This window comes from Polynucleobacter sp. 71A-WALBACH (genome assembly GCF_018882365.1).
Lineage (GTDB): Bacteria > Pseudomonadota > Gammaproteobacteria > Burkholderiales > Burkholderiaceae > Polynucleobacter.
The window spans coordinates 68,633-88,211 of record NZ_JACVOP010000001.1; the positions used below are offsets into that span (position 1 = coordinate 68,633).

A 19,579-nucleotide genomic window follows, 5' to 3' on the forward strand; every position below is an offset into this window, starting at 1 on the left:
AACGAACCGCTACAAAATCATGAGCGCAAATCTTTCTTTTCTTCGTTATCTAGCGATTGCGATCGTGACGATTTTGCTAGACCAACTGAGCAAATGGTCCGCATTAAGTCATTTACAGCTGGGGGTACCTGAACCTATTTTGCCGTTCATGAACTGGCTCTTACTTTTCAACCCAGGCGCAGCATTTTCATTTTTAGCGCAGGGCTCAGGTTGGCAACGCTGGTTCTTTACCGCCCTAGGTTTGCTAGCCTCAGCGTATATCGTTTGGTTAATCCGCAAGAGTTTGGGGGACAAGATGCTTTGCTGGGCTCTCAGCCTTATTTTGGGTGGCGCGCTAGGCAATGTCCTTGATCGCATCATGTATGGCGCTGTAGTGGACTTTATTGACCTGCATTACGCCAACTGGCATTGGCCCGCATTCAATATCGCTGATAGCGCTATTTGCATCGGAGCAGCCCTCATCATTTGGGGCGAGTTACGCAAGTCATTTGGCAAAACCTCTCAACCCCAGTAAGCTGGCGCCATGCAATCACTTCTCAATAAGAAAATCGTTCTCGGCATTTCTGGTGGTATTGCGGCCTATAAGTCGGCTGAGCTTGCACGTCAATTGATGCAGGAAGGTGCCAGCATCCAAGTGGTCATGACAGAAGCTGCTCAGCAGTTTGTAACACCTGTGACTATGCAAGCATTGACCGGTAATCCGGTCTACACCAGCCAATGGGATAGCAGTATTGCCAACAACATGGCGCACATTGAGCTTTCAAGAGCTGCGGATGCGATTTTGATTGCACCAGCAAGCGCGGATCTCATGGCCAAGCTTTCTCTGGGTTTGGCCGATGACTTACTCACCACACTTTGCCTTGCAAGGGACTGCCCACTCCTGCTAGCCCCCGCTATGAACAAACAGATGTGGGAGCACGCGGCAACACAACGAAGTGTCGAGCGACTCATGGCAGATAAAGTCTCCCTACTGGGTCCAGCAAGTGGCTTTCAGGCATGCGGCGAAGTCGGCTTTGGGAGAATGCTTGAGCCAGCAGAAATTACCGAGCAACTCGTTGCCTTCTTCCAGAAAAAACCTTTGATGGGCAAGCGGGTACTTATTACCGCAGGCCCCACCTTTGAAGCTATTGATCCTGTACGCGGCATCACCAACCGTAGCTCAGGCAAGATGGGCTTTGCGATCGCACGCGCAGCAATTGAGGCTGGAGCAGAGGTTCACCTGATAGCAGGCCCTTGCGATTTAGATACCCCCTTAGCCGCTACTGGGAAAATTACGCGCACCAATGTAGTCAGCGCCAAAGAAATGCATGCAGCAACCATGCAATCCGCTGATTGCGACATCTTCTTTGCCGTTGCCGCAGTCGCTGACTGGGGCATTGCTAAGCCGGCCAAAGAAAAGATGAAGCGCCAGGGCAAGCAAGCTCCAAGCTTAGAGTTCGTCGCCAATCCCGACATCCTGGCTGACCTTGCTAAGACAGTAAAGACTAAAGGTGGCAAGTCACACCCGTACTGCGTTGGTTTCGCAGCTGAATCCAACGATCTCCAAAAACATGCCGAAGAGAAACGCAAGCGCAAAGGCATTCCAATGGTCGTTGGCAATATTGGCCCAGATACTTTTGGTAGCGATCTCAACCAACTGCTCATCATCGACGAAACGGGTAGCAAGAAAATAGCAAAAGCTCAAAAACTTCAGCTAGCACGCCAACTCATTCAGCTGGTGGCCAAAAAAATCTAGCATCACTCTCGCTTTTATTTCAATTTATTTAGCTTTAGGAAATTCCATGCAACAACTTCAAGTAAAAATTCTCGATGAGCGTATGCGCGATCAACTTCCCGCTTATGGAACTCCAGGAAGCGCTGGTTTAGATTTGCGCGCTTGCATTGACGAGGCTATTGAAATTGCTCCAGGACAAACAGTCTTGGTCCCAACAGGTTTAGCGATCTATGTTGAAGATCCGCGCTATGCGGCATTCATCCTCCCGCGCTCCGGTCTGGGCCATAAGCATGGAATCGTCCTAGGAAATTTAGTAGGCTTAATTGACTCGGATTACCAGGGTCAATTGATGGTCAGCACTTGGAACCGTAGCTCTACAGCATTCAAACTTGAGCCCATGGAGCGCTTAGCTCAGCTAGTAGTCATGCCGGTGCAACAGGTAGAACTCAAAGTGGTCGAAGAGTTCACCGAAAGTAGTCGTGGGGCCGGTGGCTTTGGAAGTACAGGACGCAGTTGATTTAACTTCATCAGTGCTACAGAATAAAAAACCACCCGAAGGTGGTTTTTTATTGTTAGTTAAATCTCCTCGACCGGGGCTAAATCTGCCTTTGGTCGCTTACCCGGAATCACCGGCGCATCAAACTGAAGCTGAACTTTTCCATCGGCATCAATATCGACTGCCACATGACCGCCTTGTGCCAACTTACCAAATAACAATTCATCAGCAAGCGCTTTACGAACCGTATCCTGAATAATGCGCTGCATTGGTCTTGCACCCATGAGTGGGTCAAAGCCATGTTTAGCTAAATGCGCGCGTAATACTGAGCTAAACGTTGCATCTACCTTCTTCTCGTGCAGCTGCTCTTCCAACTGCATCAAGAACTTATCAACTACGCGCATGATGATGCTTTCATCAAGCGCTTTGAAGGAGACAATCGCATCTAAACGGTTGCGGAACTCTGGCGTGAAGAACTTCTTAATATCAGCCATCTCATCACCAGACTCGCGCGCATTGGTAAAGCCAATAGTGGACTTCTGCATCGCTTCGGCACCAGCATTGGTTGTCATGATGATGATGACGTTACGGAAATCCGTCTTACGACCATTGTTATCTGTAAGAGTACCGTGATCCATTACCTGCAAGAGGATATTGAAAATATCTGGATGCGCTTTTTCAATCTCATCAAGCAAGAGAACGCAATGCGGTTTCTTATTCACGGCCTCAGTTAACAAGCCGCCTTGATCAAAGCCAACATAGCCAGGAGGCGCGCCAATTAAACGGCTGACAGCATGACGCTCCATGTACTCGGACATGTCAAAGCGCAAAAGCTCAATCCCCAAGATATACGCAAGCTGCTTGGCGACTTCAGTCTTACCGACACCAGTTGGGCCAGAGAATAAGAATGAACCAATCGGTCTATCGATCTTGCCAAGACCTGCACGAGTCATCTTGATAGCACTCGCCAAGGCCTCAATGGCAGGATCCTGACCAAACACTACGCTCTTAATATCGCGATCTAGTGTTTGCAATTTACTGCGATCGTCCACGGTTACAGACTGTGGCGGTATACGGGCAATCTTCGCTACGATCTCCTCAATCTCTGGGCGACCAATGGTTTTCTTCTGTTTGGACTTCGGCAAAATACGTTGCGCGGCACCAGCCTCATCAATCACATCGATTGCTTTATCTGGCAAATGACGGTCATTGATGTAGCGCGAAGAAAGTTCAGCGGCAGCTACCAAAGCAGCAGATGCGTATTTCACGCCATGATGCTCTTCAAAGCGTGACTTAAGGCCACGCAAGATTTGCACAGTCTGATCTACGGTTGGCTCAACTACATCCACCTTTTGGAAGCGACGTGATAGTGCCGCATCTTTTTCAAAGATGCCGCGGTACTCAGTAAAGGTGGTTGCACCAATACATTTGAGCTGGCCATTAGAGAGTGCGGGCTTTAATAAATTGCTTGCATCTAATGTGCCACCCGATGCAGCGCCAGCCCCAATTAAAGTATGGATCTCATCGATAAATAAAACACCATGCGCACTGTCTTTTAAAGATTTCAGGACGCTCTTCAAGCGTTGCTCAAAATCTCCACGGTACTTAGTACCTGCCAATAACGCACCCATATCCAATGAATAGACTGTGGCATCAGCCAAGATCTCAGGAACATCACCCTTCACAATGCGCCAAGCTAGACCTTCAGCAATTGCGGTCTTACCTACGCCAGCCTCACCTACCAATAGCGGATTGTTTTTACGGCGACGGCACAGCACTTGAATCACGCGCTCAACTTCACTATCGCGGCCGATGAGTGGATCAATCTTGCCCTGTTTAGCCAGTACATTGAGGTTCTGGGTATATTGCTCCAAAGGACTCTCTTTACCGCTAGAGCCAGCCTCCTCAGTCTCTTGAGTAGATTCAGCAGGTTTGACATGCTCGGTTTGATCCTTGCGCACACCATGGCTGATGAAGTTCACCACGTCTAAACGCGTTACACCTTGCTGCTGCAAAAAGTAAACCGCATGAGAATCTTTTTCACCAAAGATAGCAACGAGCACGTTAGCTCCAGTAACTTCTTTCTTACCATTTGAGGTCGATTGCACATGCATGATGGCGCGCTGAATTACACGCTGGAAACCTAAGGTTGGCTGGGTATCAACCTCATCATTACCAGGGACAACAGGCGTGTTGTCATTGATAAAATTTTTAAGCTGCGCGCGTAGCTCAGCGATATTGACAGCACAGGCTTTTAATACCTCCACTGCTGTTGCGTTGTCTAGCAAAGCGGCAAGCAAATGCTCCACCGTAATAAATTCATGTCTTGAAGCTCGCGCATCAACAAACGCCATGTGCAAACTGACTTCTAGTTCCTGGGCAATCATGCTTCCTCCATAGTGCACTGTAGTGGGTGACCCGCTTCGCGGGAGAGCTCGATAACTTGATGCACTTTTGTTGCAGCAACATCACGCGTGAATACACCGCAAATGCCTTTGCCAACTAAATGAACCTGCAACATGATCCGTGTAGCTGTCTCATGATCCTTATTAAAATACTCCTGAATGACCATCACCACAAATTCCATGGGCGTGTAATCGTCATTCAATAGTAAAACTTTATACATTGAAGGCGCCTTTAGTTTCTCGGCCTGCTTTTCGAGAAGGATGGTGTCTTCAATATGGGGGTTGTTTGGATTACCAACCGTGGGATTTTTCGTTGTACGACTCATGAGAAACATTCTAAACACAGATATAAAAATTTGGATTTGAGGGCTTTGTTGCAAAAAACCATCAAGAAAGGGCTCTTAACCCCATATTGGGGCATTTTTCGATAAAAAAAGGGGGTATTACTAGTAACTATCTTTGCCTAACCCCTTGACACCCCACCATAAAGGGCAAACAATCAGGGGGTAGGCTTTATTTGAAGTCCTATTTAGGCGTGTTGTAGAGCGAGACTGATTAAAAAGTATTCACCCTCATCACGGTTGTTTTAAGTTTATGTAATGGAGTTCGCATGGCGACCGGAATTGTTAAGTGGTTCAATGATGCAAAAGGTTTTGGCTTTATCAAACCTGATGATGGTGAAGAAGAGTTGTTTGCGCATTTCAGCGCAATCACAATGCCTGGGTTCAAAACCCTCAAGGAAAACCAAAAGGTAACGTTTGATATTACCCAAGGCCCTAAAGGCAAACAAGCTACTAATATCCAAGCAGCTTAATCTGCTTTAGATCATTACTAAAATCCCAGGACTAGTTCCTGGGATTTTTTTCGTCTGTATTTTCTGCTCGCACTAGCCCTGCCTTAGAATTACCCACACCTTCACAGAACTCTCAGAACACCATGCGCTTACTCAACATCAAACCATGTATTTTTTCACTGGCAGTAATCGCTGGCATATTTTCATCGACTTCCTTTGCACAGCAGAATATTGGCCTACCCACTATTGAGCTCAAGACCGGCATCTATCGTATTCAGGCAGAGTTAGCCGATACGCCTAAGGCTCGTGAAGTTGGACTCATGAATCGCACCAGCATGCCCACCAACTCCGGCATGCTGTTTATCTTCGAGCAAAAAGCAGGCCATTGCTTCTGGATGAATAACACCAAAATTCCTTTATCGATTGCATTTATTGCCGATGATGGCAAGATCGTCAATATCGAAGAGATGCAAGCAGAGACTACCAACAATCACTGCCCTAAAGCGGCTGTACGTTATGCGTTAGAGATGAATAAGCAATGGTTTTCCGAAAGGCTTATCACCCCAGGCACTGTGGTGCAGGGGCTACCTAAGAAATGATGCCGTTTAGTTCTTGAGAATAAATTGCGCTGCAGCCTTAATAAACTCAGGCTCTTTTTGGTTGAAGCCGTGATAGGCCTTTGAACCGCACACATCACCCTCGCTACTACCGCCCTCCATCGCAATGAACTGAGACGGAGATTTACTAGGTCTACTTTTAATAATGTCTTCAGATGCGGAAAACGGAGTATTTGCACAGCCATCTTCCACATGATGAATGCCCATGACTGGCACACTAACATCAGAATCAACTGAAGCCGACCGATAAGTACCAGCCACAATCACTCCAGAAATTAGCGCCACCTGTTCTTTTCCGCCGTTGACAAACTCGGTGACACTCACAGTTCCCATGCTGTGCCCAAAAATCCAGACAGGTAAATTGAACTTCTCTTTGTAATAACGCACGACATTCAGAATTCTTTGCTGGTGATCCCTAATGGATCTGGAGTTTCGCATTCCGCCACCCAAGTCATAGGGCGTATCCACCAATACAGCATCTATTCCATATTGAGCCCATAAGTTCTGAGAGCGCACAAAAGTATGGAAGTTCGTACTTGATCCATCCTCTTGTAAGTGCAACATGCCCCCACCGCCAGGAAATAATAAAACTACTGCCTTGGCATTTTGAGTTGGGATGAGTAATGTTTTTGTGGGTGCATCATCCTTGTACGGAATATCAAATACCTGCGCACTCGCGAGAGTAGAAAATATGAGTCCCAGAAAAAAGAGTATGTGAGTCGGCTTCATATTCTCTTTTTTACACGGATTCAAATGAAAAAACCACCCGTAGGTGGTTTAAACATCTGCAAAGTATCTGTTTACTCAAAATGGCAAACATAGTGCACGGGGGCCTCGGCGCGAATAATGAAATATCCACCCTTTTCTACTTCCCAGCTTTGACCAGCTTTGAACTCCACCTCTGGGGCGCCGTTAATACTGACAAATGCATTGCCGTCGACTACTTCCATGATTTCTTTAGTGCTGAGGTCAAAACGTAAAGTGCTTGGCAACACTACGCCCACAGACTTACGAATGCCATTTGGCAAAGTCACAGTATGAGATACGCACTTACCATCAAAAAATACATTGGCTTTTTTGCCTACAGAAACTTGATCAAATTGCATCTTTATTCTTTCTAATCTGAATTACTAGCTTGTTGTTTATCTTAATTATTTAGCACGCTTACGTCTTGCAGTTTCAGCAATTCGCATACGCAAAGCATTGAGCTTAATGAACCCACCAGCATCAGCTTGGTTATATGCACCGCCATCATCATCAAAGGTAGCAATAGTCTGATCAAACAGGGTATTCGCTGAATCACGCGAGATCACGGAGACGGATCCTTTGTAGAGCTTCAAGCGCACCACACCATTGACCATCTGTTGCGTGTGATCGATCAAGGTTTGCAAAGCAAGACGCTCAGGCGCCCACCATAAACCGTTATAAATCAAGCTGGCATAGCGTGGCATCAGATCATCTTTAAGGTGAGCCACTTCGCGATCCAAGGTAATACTTTCAATACCGCGGTGGGCCTTTAGCAAGATCGTACCGCCAGGAGTTTCATAGCAGCCACGGCTCTTCATACCCACAAAGCGGTTCTCAACCAAGTCGAGGCGACCAATACCGTGCATGCCACCGATGCGATTGAGCTCAGCCAACAACTCATGCGGCTTGTAAGCTTTGCCATTAATCGCCACTGGATCACCAGCCCGGAATTCAATTTCAATAATTTCTGCTGCATCAGGAGCTTTTTCAGGAGATACCGTCCAACGCCACATTGACTCTTCAGCTTCAGCGTTGGGGTTCTCGAGATGACGGCCTTCATAACTGATGTGCAATAAGTTGGCATCCATTGAATAAGGTGAGCCGCCTTGCTTGTGCTTCATCTCGACAGGGATGCCATGCTTTTCTGCATAGGCCATCAATTTTTCACGAGAAAGTAAATCCCACTCACGCCACGGAGCAATGACTTTGATTCCTGGTTCGAGCGCGTAGTAGCCCAACTCAAAGCGTACCTGATCATTACCTTTGCCAGTAGCCCCGTGTGAGACTGAGTCCGCACCCGTCTGACGCGCAATCTCAATTTGACGCTTAGCAATCAAAGGACGCGCGATAGAAGTGCCCAAAAGGTATTCGCCCTCGTAAATGGTATTGGCGCGGAACATTGGGAAAACAAAATCGCGCACAAACTCTTCACGCAAGTCGTCAATGAAAATATTTTCTGGCTTGATGCCAAACTGCAAGGCTTTAGCGCGCGCTGGCTCAAGCTCTTCCCCTTGACCCAAATCCGCTGTGAAAGTCACGATCTCACATTGATAAGTATCTTGAAGCCATTTCAAGATCACGCTAGTGTCAAGACCACCGGAATACGCTAGAACTACTTTTTTAATATCAGACATGATTTCTATTCAATCAAAAAATTAACTAATAACCAACAAAAATAAATTATTTAAAACATCAATCCAAACGGCCGCAGAGTAAATACTCCATCAAAGCTTTTTGAACATGCAAACGATTTTCGGCTTCCTCCCAGACAATACTTTGAGGACCATCAATCACTTCTGCCGTAACCTCTTCACCACGATGTGCTGGCAAGCAATGCATAAAAAGGGCATCTGGCTTAGCCAAGGACATCAACTCTTCATCTACCATCCAATCTTTGAAGGCGGCCATACGAGAAGTATTTTCATCCTCATAGCCCATACTGGTCCATACATCAGTGGTAACTAAGTCAGCGCCCTTGCAGGCATCTTTTGGATCTGCGCAAATTGTCAGGTGCTTTAAAGCTTCAGCAGTCAATCTGGAGTCATCCAGTTGATAGCCGCCGGGCGCAGAAAAGTGAATTTGAAAATCTAAACATTCCGCAGCCTGAATCCAGGTATAGGCCATATTGTTGGCATCACCTACCCAAGCGACTGTTTTTCCCTGAATTGGACCGCGCGCCTCTACGAAGGTAAAGATATCGGCCAATACCTGGCAAGGATGGTACTCATTGGTTAAACCGTTGATCACGGGTACGCGAGAATTGGCGGCAAAGCGCTCAATAATCTCTTGGCCAAAAGTACGAATCATGATGATGTCAGTCATCCTTGAAATCACCTGCGCAGCATCACCCACAGGCTCGCCACGACCCAATTGAGTGTCTCGGGTGTTGAGGTATACGGCGTGACCGCCAAGCTGGTGTATGCCCGCCTCAAAAGAAAGGCGGGTACGGGTGGAATGCTTCTCAAAGATCATCGCGAGAGTGCGATCGTGCAAGGGGTGCCAAGTCTCATAACTTTTGAACTTGGTCTTGAGCCAAGCAGAGCGTTTAAGAAGGTAGTCATACTCTTCGCGCGTCAGGTCGGTAAACTGCAAGTAATGCTTAACCTGGCCAGGCACTTGAGGCTTTGCCAAAGATGTCATTGTTGAGCTTTCCACTAGAGTTTTAGCTTGCATTTTTAGTTTGAGGCATCGAACTGCACGAAAATAGTTCCTAAAGTCATCTTAAGGCCTTCGCAGACTGTTAAGCTAGAGGGCTGAGCAACACTGATTCCTTACAACGATTTCTACGCCAACTTGAACCACAAAAAGCTTTTCATTCAAGGCATTACGACTTCTGGCAAACCTTTTCGTCCCAGCGACTGGGCCGAACGTCTTTGCGGAGTGATGGCCACCTTTCGCCCGCCAGGCGATGCTGGCGACCCCCGCTTCACTTACTCGCCTTATGTCAGACCAGTGGTTATTGCAAAAGTGAAATGCGTTGTTATTGATACCAGACTAAGAGACCTTGATCCGAGAGCGCTCGACTTTGTCGTGAACTTTGCCAAAGACAACAGTCTGCCAATCGAAGAAGCCTGCGAATTCGAGCCGAACTCGCAATCCCAGTCTTAAAAACAAAAACCCGCTCTGATAAGGAGCGGGCTTAGACTCAGATTACTCTAGAGCCTGCCTAAAACTATAAAAGTCTTACGCTGCCATTGCCTTAATAGCTGCAGACAAACGTGACTTCTGACGTGATGCAGTGTTTTTGTGAGCAATCTTTTTATCCGCAATCTTGTCGATTGTTGATTGAGTTGCTGCGAATACTTTAGCTGCAGCAGCTTTGTCACCAGTTTCAATTGCTTTACGAACTGCCTTAATGGAAGTGCGAAGTTTAGAACGCAAACTGGAGTTGTGATCATTCTGTTTTACTGCCTGCCGTGCGCGTTTACGCGCTTGTGCGGTATTGGCCATCTTTAAACCTTGCTATATAAAAAATTACAAAATACGATTAACTGAAAATCTGCGTGGGTTAGCCAAATTTGTAAGCTGACTCACCGAAACCCAAGATTTTACATTAAAGGACCAAAAAAGCCCAGTCGCTTGATAAATAGGGGAAAATTGGCCCATGAATCTGCTTTCTGCTGCCGCCAAGGTTAGCTCCCTCACGATGCTCTCTAGGATCACCGGACTTCTCCGGGAGACCCTGATTGCCCGTAGTTTTGGGGCTTCAGAGTGGACTGACGCCTTTAATGTGGCCTTTAGACTACCCAATTTGCTGCGCCGACTCTTTGCCGAGGGGGCCTTTTCCCAGGCATTTGTACCGATTTTGGGGGAAATTTCGAGCCAAGGGGACGTAAAAGACTCCCAATTCCTCGTAAATGCGGTTGCTACGCTCTTATTTTGGGCTTTGCTACTCACGGTACTCCTTGGGGTTATTGGTGCCCCACTGCTGATTCTGGTGATTGCTACAGGCTTTGAAGGTGGTCCAGCCTACGAAGCGAGCGTAGTGATGACCCGCATCATGTTCCCCTATATTGGCCTGATTTCGATGGTTTCTCTGTCGGCAGGGATCCTCAACACCTTTGGTCGCTTTGCAATCCCTGCATTTACGCCTGTTTTACTCAATTTAGCCCTAATTGGTAGCGCCATATTTTTGGCACCCCATCTAGAGCAGCCAATTTATGCCCTGAGCATTGGCGTGCTCCTGGGCGGTTTCTTGCAGTTAGCGATTCAGGTTCCAGCGCTATCACGTCTGGGCTTATTACCTAAAGTAGGTCTTTTGCCGAGCGCCATCAAAGCGGCCATCAAAAATCCAGATGCAAGACGGGTCATGAAATTAATGGGCCCTGCGGTGTTTGCAGTTTCAGTCGCCCAAATTTCACTCATCATCAATACCAATATTGCCTCCCGCTTGCAAGCAGGTAGCGTGTCCTGGCTCTCTTATGCTGATCGCTTAATGGAGTTTCCGACAGCGCTCTTAGGTGTAGCACTGGGAACAGTTCTACTACCAAGCCTCAGCAAAGCAAATGCAAAAAATGATTTAGTACACGCTGGCGAACTCCTGATTTGGGGATTGCAACTCACCTTCTTGCTAGCTGCGCCTTGCGCGATTGCCCTCTTTATCTTTGGAGAGCCACTCGCTGCAGTGCTTTATCACTACGGTAAGTTCAATGCCTTAGATGTCCTGATGACGCAGCGCGCACTGGCTGCTTATGGCGTTGGATTGATTGGCCTCATTTTGGTGAAGATCTTGGCTCCCGGCTTTTACTCACGCCAAGATATCCGCACACCAGTAAAGATTGGCTTATTAGTTTTGGTGGCAACCCAATTGGCGAATTTGGTTTTTGTTCCCTGGTTGGGACATGCTGGCCTTGCACTCTCAGTTGGTACGGGTGCCTGTCTGAACGCAACACTCCTTTGGGTGGGCCTGCATCGACGCGGTGCCCTACCGAACGCTTCGTGGTTTAAGTATTTGGGACAGCTATCACTTGCCTTAATTCCTTTTGCGTTCCTCTTGTATTACGCAGCTAGCGCACATGATTGGATTGCACTGCAATCTAGCCCTTGGATCCGCGTTGGATTGGTGGCTGCTTGGCTCGCTGCTGCTGCAGTAGTTTATTTTTCAGCTTTAGCGCTTGTCGGTATCCGCTGGCAAAAATTCCTACGTCATGCAAAATAGCTTTTATGCCAACACAACAACTCGACTATTTCACCTCTCTCGTTGCTGAAGACGAGCACTTTCCCTTAACCGAGGCGACGGTAGCGGTTGCACAACATGCCTACCCCGACCTCGATGTTCAGGGAGTGCTTGATCAGATCGATCAGTGGGGTAACAAACTCAAACAACGCATTACTCCAGATACGCCCCCGATTCAGCGCCTGCAGCTACTCAAGCATTTCTTTTATAACGAGCTAGGCTTTGGCCCTAATCCAAATGACTTCTATGCGCCGGAGAATTCTTACCTCCATCAGATCATCGAGAATCGCCGTGGCATTCCTATCTCATTGGCCGTCTTGATGATGGAACTCGGCCAGCAAATTGGTTTAAATATTCGCGGGGTGTCTTTCCCGAATCACTTCATGATGCGCATCTCCTTACAGCAAGGCGAAATCATCATGGATCCATTGAATGGCGAGTCCCTCTCTAAAAACCAATTGCAAGAAATGCTCGATCCCTACCTAGATGCCAAAGGCTATCGCGGTGAACTTAGTCTGCCACTCAATATTTTCTTGCGGGCCTCAAGCGCACGAGAAATCCTCTCACGCTTTATGAGAAATCTCAAAATGATTTACTCGGAAGATGAGCGCTGGGAGCGTCTACTGGGAATTCAAGAACGTCTAGTGATTCTGTTGCCAGATTCACCCGAAGAGGTTCGCGATCGTGGCTTGATTTTTGCGCAACTAGAGTACATTCGCCCTGCGATAGCTGATCTACATCGCTACTTAAGCGAAATGCCTGGCGCGGAAGACGTGGCGGATATTCGTGAGCACATCGCTACTCTAGAGAGTCAAACTAAACTGCATTAAGGAAGAGGTTCGGCAATCTCTTTGGAGATTGCTTATTTCTTTTTACGCTGAAATAGTTTGTAAAGTGCGGCCAATACGATTGGAACAGCTGCAGCGCCAATACCAATCAAGACGATCACATTCAGATTTTGGCGAATGATGGGGATGTTGCCAAAGAAGTAACCAGCCACCACCAAACCAAATACCCACAAGACAGCGCCAGTCACATTGAATAACTGAAAGCGCGAGAAATTCATTGCTGATACACCAGCGACAAATGGAGCGAAGGTGCGAATGATCGGTAAAAAGCGTGCCACGATAATCGTTTTGCCACCGTGCTTCTCGTAAAAAGAATGTGTCTTACGTAAAGCCGCCTGATCGATCCAGCGTGATTGACTGCTAAAAATTCTTTCACCAATCCAGCGACCAATAAAGTAGTTCACTGTATTTCCACTGATTGCAGCTATCAACAATCCAATACAAAGAGTCCACAGATTAAAATGCTCGGTAGCGCAATAGGCTCCAGCAATAAACAATAATGAATCCCCCGGCAAAAAGGGGGCGACTACTAAACCAGTCTCTGCAAAAACAATGGCGAAAAGTAAACCATACGCCCAATAGCCATATTGCTGAATCACCACATCTAGATGGCGATCAATATGTAATAGCAAATCGCCTAACTGCAATAAGGTATCAATCAAATCGCGCTCCATGTATTAGTTGCAAGGATATTAACAGGCTAACAATACAGCTCACGACATTTCATTCCTATAATGAGATATGCAAACTGAACCTCACATTCAGCCTACGCATTTACTTCGGCAGCCACCCATACTCTGTATTGTTGGCCCCACAGGCGCAGGCAAAACCCATCTCGCCATGGCATTGGCAGAGCATGCCAAATCAATTGGCCAAACTGTTGAATTGATTAGCATGGACTCCGCATTGGTATATCGCGGACTGGATATTGGTAGTGCGAAACCAACCAAGGCAGAACAAGCTGCGGTTCAGCACCACCTGATTGATATCTTGGAGCCTACTGAATCCTATTCGGCGGCACGCTTTGCGAATGATGCGAAACGACTATGCGAAGAAATTCGTACACGAGGCAATATTCCTGTTGTAGTGGGCGGTACGATGTTGTATTGGCGCGCCTGGGCATATGGTCTCTCCTCCCTACCGCCAGCAGATCCAGAAATTCGGGCCCGCCTAGATGTGCGAGGTAAAGCCATTGGTTGGCCAGCGATGCATACTGAATTGGCCAAAGTGGATCCCATTACCGCCGCTCGTTTACAGCCCAATGATTCTCAACGAGTGCAACGTGCTTTAGAGGTTTATGAGATCACTGGTAAACCCATGTCGGAACTATTGGCAGATTCGCCTAGTGAAGATGGTAGAGCGGGCTCAGATATTCCGGAGTGGATTGATCTAGTCTCCCTCGAACCAAGTGACCGTTCTCGCCTGCATCAGAACCTAGAAAAACGATTTGATGAAATGCTCACTGGAGGATTATTAGAAGAAGTTGAGCTACTGAAAAAAAATCCCGCTCTGCATGGCGACCTTCCTGCCATTCGCTCTGTTGGCTATCGACAAGTTTGGGAATACTTATCTGGAGAAGTCGATCAAGCTGAAATGCGCTACAAAGCACTGGCCTCGACTAGACAGCTTGGGAAGAGGCAGCTGACTTGGTTACGCGCTATCGCTGGAAGAAAAACGTTTGACCCCTTCAACCCAACTGAATTGAACGCAGCCCTAGAGCACTGCAAGCAAAGCCTAAGTAAATAGGCTTTAGCAAGTATTAAATGACGATGGTTTGAGGTGCGCCAGCTGGACGCTCTACAACTTCACCAACAGTCCAAGCATGTAAACCTTCAGCCTTAAGAGATTGGATTGCGACATCCGCCTGATCGGCAGAGACAATCACCACCATGCCAATACCGCAGTTAAATACCCGCACCATTTCTGCATCAGCTACGCCACCCTTCATCTGCAACCAGCGAAAGAGTTCTGGCATTTGCCAGCTATCGCGATGTAATACAGCTTGAGTATTTTCTGGCAGTACACGTGGCACGTTGTCCACTAAGCCGCCGCCAGTAATATGAGCCATGCCCTTCACATTGATCTCGTTGATCAACTTCAGCAGTGGCTTAACGTAAATTTGTGTCGGGGCCATTACTACATCACCCAATGGACGACCACCTAAATCATCGGTCGGCTTTGCACCAGCACGCTCAATAATTTTACGAACTAATGAATAGCCATTGGAATGCGCGCCACTCGAAGCAATTGCCAAAACCACATCGCCTGGCGCAATCGTTGCACCAGTAATGATTTTAGATTTTTCAACAGCGCCAACAGCAAAGCCAGCCAAGTCGTACTCACCAGGGGGATACATACCCGGCATCTCGGCAGTTTCACCGCCAATGAGTGCGCAACCAGATAGCTCGCAACCCTTAGCAATCCCGCCAACTACAGTTGCGGCAGTATCTACAGTGAGCTTGCCACAAGCAAAATAATCCAAGAAAAAGAGGGGTTCAGCACCTTGAACCAAAATGTCGTTCACGCTCATCGCCACTAAATCCTGGCCGATCGTATCGTGACGATTCCATTCGAAAGCTAATCTCAGTTTTGTACCAACGCCGTCAGTACCGGAGACTAATACCGGCTCTTTATAACGTTTAGGCACTTCAAACAGGGCGCCAAAGCCGCCAATTCCGGCCAGCACACCCTCACGCATGGTTTTCTTGGCTAAAGGCTTGATGCGATCCACCAAATCATCCCCTGCGTCGATATCGACACCTGCGTCGCGGTAGGAAAGGCCTTTTGAGGAAGAATGAGTAGATGAGGTCATGGCAGAGATAGAAGATTAGTAAAAAACACTACTTGGTCGGTAGAATCATTGAATTCTAGAGGATTCGAGCACGATGGCTGAAATTTTTACCCCTTTTTTAACTGCATTTATTCTGGCTTATGCCTTACGCCCAGTTTGCTTGTGGCTTGAGAGGCATAAGCTACCCCGCGCAGCCGCGGCTGCTATTGCCATGATTATTGGTCTGGGAGTGGTTTTTTTGATTTTGAGCCTGTTTATTACGCTTCTCAAAACCGAAATCCCCCTAATTAAGGCCCAATTTCCAGAATGGATCCAAAACACCCAGTCTTGGCTTGGGCCCAAATTAAGTGAATTTCACATTAATGTAGATTGGAACACCCTCAAGTCCAGCGCTACCCAAAAGATTACCGCACACCTTAATGACAATTCTGATGCACTAATGTCATCCACTTTGGAGACAGTATTGATGTCTGGCAGCTCAGTCATCACAGGATTCGTTAATGCAGTTCTGACGCTATTTGTCATGTTTTATCTATTGATCGACTGGGATCATTTTTTCAAGCTAGTCAAATCGATTGTTCCGGTTCGTGCGCAAGAAACTATTCACCACCTCGCAATGCATGCCGATGGCTTACTCTCCCAATATCTCAGGGGTATGCTCATTGTGATTTCGATCATGTCTGTTTTCTACAGCGTAGGATTAAGTCTTATCGGAATTAAAGGGGCAGTGGCATTGGGAGTCTTTACTGCCCTCATGATTGTGATTCCCTACATCGGGATTACCTTAGGCTTCACCCTGGCCCTCCTCGCGGCCCTTTTGCAATTTGGGCCTGGCGGTGCAATCATTGGTGTGCTGGTGCTATACGCACTCGGTCAATTCACTGAGGGCTTCTTCCTCACACCGCGTCTAGTGGGTGAGCGCATTGGCTTGCATCCTGTCGCCGTACTTTTTGCTTTATTGTTATTTGGAAAATTATTTGGTTTCTTTGGCGTGTTGCTGGCATTACCAACGAGCGCGGTCAGCTTAGTACTTTTGCAATACGGATGGTCGCGCTATACCCAAAGCTCGTGGTATCAAAAGTAAATTTTTGCAGTAATGAATAGCCCCTCACTACCAAAACAGTTTGCGCTCGACATCGGCCACACACCCAAGCCCAGCTTAAATAATTTTTTGGCCGGCGAAAATCTGGCGCTGCACTCTACCTTACTGGCATTAACTCAATCTTGGGAAATCAATGCCCCAAGACTAGCGAGTGAGAACCCCTTAAATCAACGCTGGATTTATTGGTGGGGGCCGGAAGGCTCTGGTCGCACCCATTTACTCAGCGCAATTGGCGATGCCGCTCAGCAATTAGGCTTGGAGTACATTTCCCTCACCCCAAATGAACCCATTTCCTGGGTGCGCTTGGAGGAATACCTGCCTAGCCTCTGTGCGAGCGATACCCCCTCAGTAATTACAGTAGATGACGTAGATCGACTTGATGAGCGCTTAGTCGCCTCTTTATTTCGTATTCTGAATGCTATTCAGAGCAGTAAGGCCGTTCATATCTTCATGGCTGGCAATGCCGCACCCGGCGCGCTAAGGCTCAGAGAGGACCTTCGCACCCGCCTAGGATGGGGTTTAATCTTTCAAACTCATCTTTTGGGCGATGATGAGAAAATAGAGGCCTTACAGCAGGCAGCGCAAGCGCGCGGCTTGGTTTTATCGCCAGATGTATTACCTTGGTTGTTGAATCGCTTTTATCGCGATATGCCTAACCTCATGGCCTTGATTGATGCTTTGGATGCTTATTCACTAGAAACAAAACGTGCTGTCACATTGCCTCTTGTTAGAGAACTCTTGCAGCCTAAATAAATATTAATGACCCAATTAGCACTGTTCGACTTAGACCACACTCTTCTCCCCTGCGATAGCGATTACGAATGGGGTCAGTTCTTGGCACGCATTGGCGTAGTGGATAGCAAATACTATGCGCAGCAAAATGAACGCTTCTATCAGGATTACAAAGACGGGAAGCTCAATATCCAAGAATTCTTACGCTTTGCTTTGAAGCCACTCTCGGAACATTCCCGTGCAGAACTCAAAGAATGGCATGACACCTTTATGCAGGAAGTGATCACTGGTCAACTTCGTCAACAGGCCGTCGACCTGGTAAAGCGCCACCAAGATGCTGGCGACCTTTGCTGCGTTGTGACTGCAACCAATAGCTTTGTTACCCGCCCCATCGTTGAAAGTTTTGGTATTGAGCATCTTGTCGCTACCGAGCCTGCCACCGTGGGAGATAACCCCCTCGCTAATTTCACTGGCGAAGTCAAAGGCATTCCGAGTTTTCGGGAAGGCAAAATCCAACGGGTGCAAGATTGGCTTGCCAGTCAAAATCTTGTATTAGATCAATTGCCACAAAGTTATTTTTATTCAGACTCCATGAATGATTTACCCCTCCTGGAAAAAGTCAGCAATCCTATTGCTACCAATCCAGATACCCGCCTGCGTGACGAAGCTACAAAGCGCAACTGGCCCATACTTGAACTGTTTGCATGATTACCAAATTTATTAAACGTATTTTGCGTCGCGACCCTATGGTCAGGCATACCGCTGCCCATACCTCTGGCGCGCCGAAACGAATCCCTAGAAAAACTCATCGTATTGATCCGCATTTGCTTTCTAAAAATGCAGTCAAAGTAACCCAGACATTGCAACAAGCTGGCTATGATGCTTTTATTGTCGGTGGCGCAGTCCGAGATTTAGCTCTAGGGATTGGCCCTAAGGATTTTGATGTGGCAACCAATGCCACGCCGGAGCAAGTACAAAAACTGTTTCGTAAGGCACGCCTAATTGGTCGTCGCTTTCAGATTGTGCATGTGACTTTCTTTGGCAAAGGTCAACCCGAAATCATTGAGGTATCTACCTTCAGAGCCTTGCTGGAAAACGCTGGCGAGCATGTCGCCGAAAATGGCCGCATCCTGCGCGATAACGTCTGGGGCAGTCAACATGAAGATGCCGAACGCAGAGACTTCAGTATTAATGCGATGTACTACGACCCCGCCACTGAAACCGTGCTCGACTATCACGGTGGTATGGCCGACATGCAGAAAAAAACTTTGCGCATGATTGGTGACCCTGCTAAACGCTATCGCGAAGATCCGATTCGCATGTTGCGCGCGATTCGTTTTGCCGCAAAGACAGGTTTTACTTTAGATGCGGCGACACGCGCACCCATCGCTAAACTAGGTAAGTTGATCCATGATGTTCCATCCGCACGTCTTTTCGATGAAATCCTCAAGCTACTCATGTCTGGCTATTCATGGGCTGCGATTCAAGGATTAAAAGATGCAGGCCTACACCATGGCCTTCTTCCCTTGCTTGATCACATATTAAATAAGGGGGCCGATTCCAAAGAGGCAAATGATTTTGTTCGCATTGCTCTCGCGAATACTGATCAACGCATTCAATCCGGGAAAAGTGTTTCGGCTGGATTCTTGTTTGCAACTTTGCTTTGGCCAGACCTTCTGAGCAATTGGAAAAAGAATATCGCCAAAGGGATTTCCAATATTCCCGCCCTGCATGATGCGATGGATGAAACTATTGCCAGCCAAAGCAGCGGTATGGTGATTCAACGTCGCTTTGAGAGTGATATGCGAGAAATCTGGTCCATGCAACCCCGCTTTGAAAAGCGAGTTGGACGCTACCCTTATCGCCTGATTGAATCCCCACGCTTTAGAGCGGGTTATGACTTTATGCTTCTGCGCTGCGCCACGGGCGAGAAAAATCCAGCCCTGGGTGAATGGTGGACTAGCTTCATTACAAGCGATCCAACAGGACAAGAAGCCTTGATGGTAAGCGTCAAAAACGAGACTGGCAATCCGGCCTCCCCCGCAAAACGGCGTCGCCGCAGAAAAACAAAAGTAGCTGTGCCCACTGAAGGTGCAGCAGACTAAGCAGACTTAAGAAAAATTCAGTAAAGTAGGTTCAGTAGTCTCATGTAGTTTTC

General features: G+C 47.4%; 22 protein-coding genes. 13 read left to right on the plus strand and 9 right to left on the minus strand.

Annotated features, from left to right (window positions below):
* Positions 1 to 19 precede the first annotated feature (19 nt).
* The 3 genes from lspA to dut are packed head-to-tail and all read left to right on the plus strand — an operon-like array spanning position 20 to position 2,231.
* The gene (lspA, locus tag ICN42_RS00330) at positions 20 to 514 is read left to right on the plus strand and encodes a signal peptidase II (RefSeq protein WP_216249265.1); all 495 of its coding nucleotides are present in this window, start codon (positions 20 to 22) and stop codon (positions 512 to 514) included.
* A gap of 9 nt (positions 515 to 523) precedes the next feature.
* Positions 524 to 1,735 (plus strand): bifunctional phosphopantothenoylcysteine decarboxylase/phosphopantothenate--cysteine ligase CoaBC, encoded by a 1,212-nt coding sequence (coaBC, locus tag ICN42_RS00335; protein WP_216249267.1) that lies wholly within the window; start codon positions 524 to 526, stop codon positions 1,733 to 1,735.
* Between the two features lie 46 nt (positions 1,736 to 1,781).
* Complete coding sequence (gene dut, locus ICN42_RS00340) at positions 1,782 to 2,231, plus strand: dUTP diphosphatase (RefSeq protein ID WP_216249270.1); 450 nt, start codon at positions 1,782 to 1,784, stop codon at positions 2,229 to 2,231.
* A 59-nt stretch (positions 2,232 to 2,290) separates the two neighbouring features.
* On the opposite strand, the gene clpA is transcribed toward dut, so the two are convergent.
* Together clpA and clpS are read right to left on the minus strand one after the other, a co-directional pair.
* On the minus strand, positions 2,291 to 4,597 hold the full coding sequence (gene clpA, locus ICN42_RS00345) for an ATP-dependent Clp protease ATP-binding subunit ClpA (RefSeq protein WP_216249271.1): 2,307 nt from the start codon (positions 4,595 to 4,597) through the stop codon (positions 2,291 to 2,293).
* On the minus strand, positions 4,594 to 4,950 hold the full coding sequence (clpS, locus tag ICN42_RS00350; RefSeq protein WP_062310600.1) for an ATP-dependent Clp protease adapter ClpS: 357 nt from the start codon (positions 4,948 to 4,950) through the stop codon (positions 4,594 to 4,596). Before clpS ends, clpA begins: the two co-directional genes overlap by 4 nt.
* Before the next feature lie 275 nt (positions 4,951 to 5,225).
* On the opposite strand from clpS, the gene ICN42_RS00355 reads away from it, so the two are divergent.
* Positions 5,226 to 5,429 (plus strand): cold-shock protein, encoded by a 204-nt coding sequence (locus ICN42_RS00355; protein ID WP_011903586.1) that lies wholly within the window; start codon positions 5,226 to 5,228, stop codon positions 5,427 to 5,429.
* A gap of 122 nt (positions 5,430 to 5,551) precedes the next feature.
* Positions 5,552 to 6,007, plus strand: coding sequence for a DUF192 domain-containing protein (locus tag ICN42_RS00360; protein WP_216249274.1), 456 nt, complete (start codon positions 5,552 to 5,554; stop codon positions 6,005 to 6,007).
* Positions 6,008 to 6,013: 6 nt separating this feature from the next.
* Here the strand turns inward: ICN42_RS00360 and ICN42_RS00365 are convergent, their stop codons facing one another.
* From ICN42_RS00365 to argF, 4 genes are all read right to left on the minus strand, one after another.
* On the minus strand, positions 6,014 to 6,754 hold the full coding sequence (locus ICN42_RS00365; RefSeq protein WP_216249278.1) for an alpha/beta hydrolase: 741 nt from the start codon (positions 6,752 to 6,754) through the stop codon (positions 6,014 to 6,016).
* Positions 6,755 to 6,825: 71 nt separating this feature from the next.
* The gene (locus ICN42_RS00370) at positions 6,826 to 7,131 is read right to left on the minus strand and encodes a pyrimidine/purine nucleoside phosphorylase (RefSeq protein ID WP_216249281.1); all 306 of its coding nucleotides are present in this window, start codon (positions 7,129 to 7,131) and stop codon (positions 6,826 to 6,828) included.
* Between the two features lie 45 nt (positions 7,132 to 7,176).
* On the minus strand, positions 7,177 to 8,406 hold the full coding sequence (locus ICN42_RS00375; RefSeq protein WP_216249284.1) for an argininosuccinate synthase: 1,230 nt from the start codon (positions 8,404 to 8,406) through the stop codon (positions 7,177 to 7,179).
* A 58-nt stretch (positions 8,407 to 8,464) separates the two neighbouring features.
* Positions 8,465 to 9,412: an ornithine carbamoyltransferase gene (gene argF, locus ICN42_RS00380; RefSeq protein ID WP_216249286.1), complete on the minus strand. Its 948-nt coding sequence runs from the start codon at positions 9,410 to 9,412 to the stop codon at positions 8,465 to 8,467.
* A 153-nt stretch (positions 9,413 to 9,565) separates the two neighbouring features.
* Between argF and ICN42_RS00385 the strand changes: the two genes are divergently transcribed.
* Complete coding sequence (locus ICN42_RS00385) at positions 9,566 to 9,880, plus strand: DUF3579 domain-containing protein (protein WP_216249289.1); 315 nt, start codon at positions 9,566 to 9,568, stop codon at positions 9,878 to 9,880.
* Between the two features lie 75 nt (positions 9,881 to 9,955).
* Here the strand turns inward: ICN42_RS00385 and rpsT are convergent, their stop codons facing one another.
* Positions 9,956 to 10,222 (minus strand): 30S ribosomal protein S20, encoded by a 267-nt coding sequence (gene rpsT / locus ICN42_RS00390; protein WP_216249292.1) that lies wholly within the window; start codon positions 10,220 to 10,222, stop codon positions 9,956 to 9,958.
* A 154-nt stretch (positions 10,223 to 10,376) separates the two neighbouring features.
* Here rpsT and murJ point away from each other — a divergent pair, with 154 nt between their 5' ends.
* The gene (gene murJ / locus ICN42_RS00395; protein ID WP_216249294.1) at positions 10,377 to 11,930 is read left to right on the plus strand and encodes a murein biosynthesis integral membrane protein MurJ; all 1,554 of its coding nucleotides are present in this window, start codon (positions 10,377 to 10,379) and stop codon (positions 11,928 to 11,930) included.
* 5 nt (positions 11,931 to 11,935) lie between these two features.
* Positions 11,936 to 12,778, plus strand: a complete 843-nt coding sequence (locus ICN42_RS00400) for a SirB1 family protein (protein WP_216249296.1) — start codon at positions 11,936 to 11,938, stop codon at positions 12,776 to 12,778.
* Between the two features lie 32 nt (positions 12,779 to 12,810).
* Here the strand turns inward: ICN42_RS00400 and ICN42_RS00405 are convergent, their stop codons facing one another.
* Positions 12,811 to 13,470 carry a DedA family protein gene (locus ICN42_RS00405; RefSeq protein ID WP_216249298.1) on the minus strand — a complete coding sequence of 220 codons (660 nt, stop codon included), beginning with the start codon at positions 13,468 to 13,470 and terminating at the stop codon, positions 12,811 to 12,813.
* A 67-nt stretch (positions 13,471 to 13,537) separates the two neighbouring features.
* Between ICN42_RS00405 and miaA the strand changes: the two genes are divergently transcribed.
* Positions 13,538 to 14,542: a tRNA (adenosine(37)-N6)-dimethylallyltransferase MiaA gene (gene miaA, locus ICN42_RS00410; protein WP_216249300.1), complete on the plus strand. Its 1,005-nt coding sequence runs from the start codon at positions 13,538 to 13,540 to the stop codon at positions 14,540 to 14,542.
* Between the two features lie 13 nt (positions 14,543 to 14,555).
* On the opposite strand, the gene purM is transcribed toward miaA, so the two are convergent.
* Positions 14,556 to 15,608 (minus strand): phosphoribosylformylglycinamidine cyclo-ligase, encoded by a 1,053-nt coding sequence (gene purM, locus ICN42_RS00415; protein ID WP_216249302.1) that lies wholly within the window; start codon positions 15,606 to 15,608, stop codon positions 14,556 to 14,558.
* A 73-nt stretch (positions 15,609 to 15,681) separates the two neighbouring features.
* Between purM and ICN42_RS00420 the strand changes: the two genes are divergently transcribed.
* The 4 genes from ICN42_RS00420 to pcnB are packed head-to-tail and all read left to right on the plus strand — an operon-like array spanning position 15,682 to position 19,526.
* Positions 15,682 to 16,671, plus strand: a complete 990-nt coding sequence (locus ICN42_RS00420; RefSeq protein ID WP_216249304.1) for an AI-2E family transporter — start codon at positions 15,682 to 15,684, stop codon at positions 16,669 to 16,671.
* A 12-nt stretch (positions 16,672 to 16,683) separates the two neighbouring features.
* Positions 16,684 to 17,442: a DnaA regulatory inactivator Hda gene (hda, locus tag ICN42_RS00425; protein ID WP_216249319.1), complete on the plus strand. Its 759-nt coding sequence runs from the start codon at positions 16,684 to 16,686 to the stop codon at positions 17,440 to 17,442.
* A 6-nt stretch (positions 17,443 to 17,448) separates the two neighbouring features.
* Positions 17,449 to 18,129 carry an HAD family phosphatase gene (locus ICN42_RS00430; protein ID WP_216249322.1) on the plus strand — a complete coding sequence of 227 codons (681 nt, stop codon included), beginning with the start codon at positions 17,449 to 17,451 and terminating at the stop codon, positions 18,127 to 18,129.
* Positions 18,126 to 19,526 (plus strand): polynucleotide adenylyltransferase PcnB, encoded by a 1,401-nt coding sequence (gene pcnB / locus ICN42_RS00435; protein WP_216249323.1) that lies wholly within the window; start codon positions 18,126 to 18,128, stop codon positions 19,524 to 19,526. Before ICN42_RS00430 ends, pcnB begins: the two co-directional genes overlap by 4 nt.
* Positions 19,527 to 19,579: the final 53 nt, after the last annotated feature.

Coding starts and splice junctions, on each gene's coding strand:
- coaBC (WP_216249267.1), top strand. CDS start 524: ATGCAATCACTTCTCAATAAGAAAATCGTTCTCGGCATTTCTGGTGGT.
- miaA (WP_216249300.1), top strand. CDS start 13,538: ATGCAAACTGAACCTCACATTCAGCCTACGCATTTACTTCGGCAGCCA.
- pcnB (WP_216249323.1), top strand. CDS start 18,126: ATGATTACCAAATTTATTAAACGTATTTTGCGTCGCGACCCTATGGTC.
- ICN42_RS00405 (WP_216249298.1), bottom strand. CDS start 13,470: ATGGAGCGCGATTTGATTGATACCTTATTGCAGTTAGGCGATTTGCTA.
- ICN42_RS00370 (WP_216249281.1), bottom strand. CDS start 7,131: ATGCAATTTGATCAAGTTTCTGTAGGCAAAAAAGCCAATGTATTTTTT.
- ICN42_RS00365 (WP_216249278.1), bottom strand. CDS start 6,754: ATGAAGCCGACTCACATACTCTTTTTTCTGGGACTCATATTTTCTACT.
- ICN42_RS00375 (WP_216249284.1), bottom strand. CDS start 8,406: ATGTCTGATATTAAAAAAGTAGTTCTAGCGTATTCCGGTGGTCTTGAC.
- ICN42_RS00360 (WP_216249274.1), top strand. CDS start 5,552: ATGCGCTTACTCAACATCAAACCATGTATTTTTTCACTGGCAGTAATC.
- ICN42_RS00430 (WP_216249322.1), top strand. CDS start 17,449: ATGACCCAATTAGCACTGTTCGACTTAGACCACACTCTTCTCCCCTGC.
- ICN42_RS00400 (WP_216249296.1), top strand. CDS start 11,936: ATGCCAACACAACAACTCGACTATTTCACCTCTCTCGTTGCTGAAGAC.
- rpsT (WP_216249292.1), bottom strand. CDS start 10,222: ATGGCCAATACCGCACAAGCGCGTAAACGCGCACGGCAGGCAGTAAAA.
- ICN42_RS00355 (WP_011903586.1), top strand. CDS start 5,226: ATGGCGACCGGAATTGTTAAGTGGTTCAATGATGCAAAAGGTTTTGGC.
- ICN42_RS00420 (WP_216249304.1), top strand. CDS start 15,682: ATGGCTGAAATTTTTACCCCTTTTTTAACTGCATTTATTCTGGCTTAT.
- lspA (WP_216249265.1), top strand. CDS start 20: ATGAGCGCAAATCTTTCTTTTCTTCGTTATCTAGCGATTGCGATCGTG.
- dut (WP_216249270.1), top strand. CDS start 1,782: ATGCAACAACTTCAAGTAAAAATTCTCGATGAGCGTATGCGCGATCAA.
- argF (WP_216249286.1), bottom strand. CDS start 9,412: ATGACATCTTTGGCAAAGCCTCAAGTGCCTGGCCAGGTTAAGCATTAC.
- purM (WP_216249302.1), bottom strand. CDS start 15,608: ATGACCTCATCTACTCATTCTTCCTCAAAAGGCCTTTCCTACCGCGAC.
- clpA (WP_216249271.1), bottom strand. CDS start 4,597: ATGATTGCCCAGGAACTAGAAGTCAGTTTGCACATGGCGTTTGTTGAT.
- murJ (WP_216249294.1), top strand. CDS start 10,377: ATGAATCTGCTTTCTGCTGCCGCCAAGGTTAGCTCCCTCACGATGCTC.
- clpS (WP_062310600.1), bottom strand. CDS start 4,950: ATGTTTCTCATGAGTCGTACAACGAAAAATCCCACGGTTGGTAATCCA.
- hda (WP_216249319.1), top strand. CDS start 16,684: ATGAATAGCCCCTCACTACCAAAACAGTTTGCGCTCGACATCGGCCAC.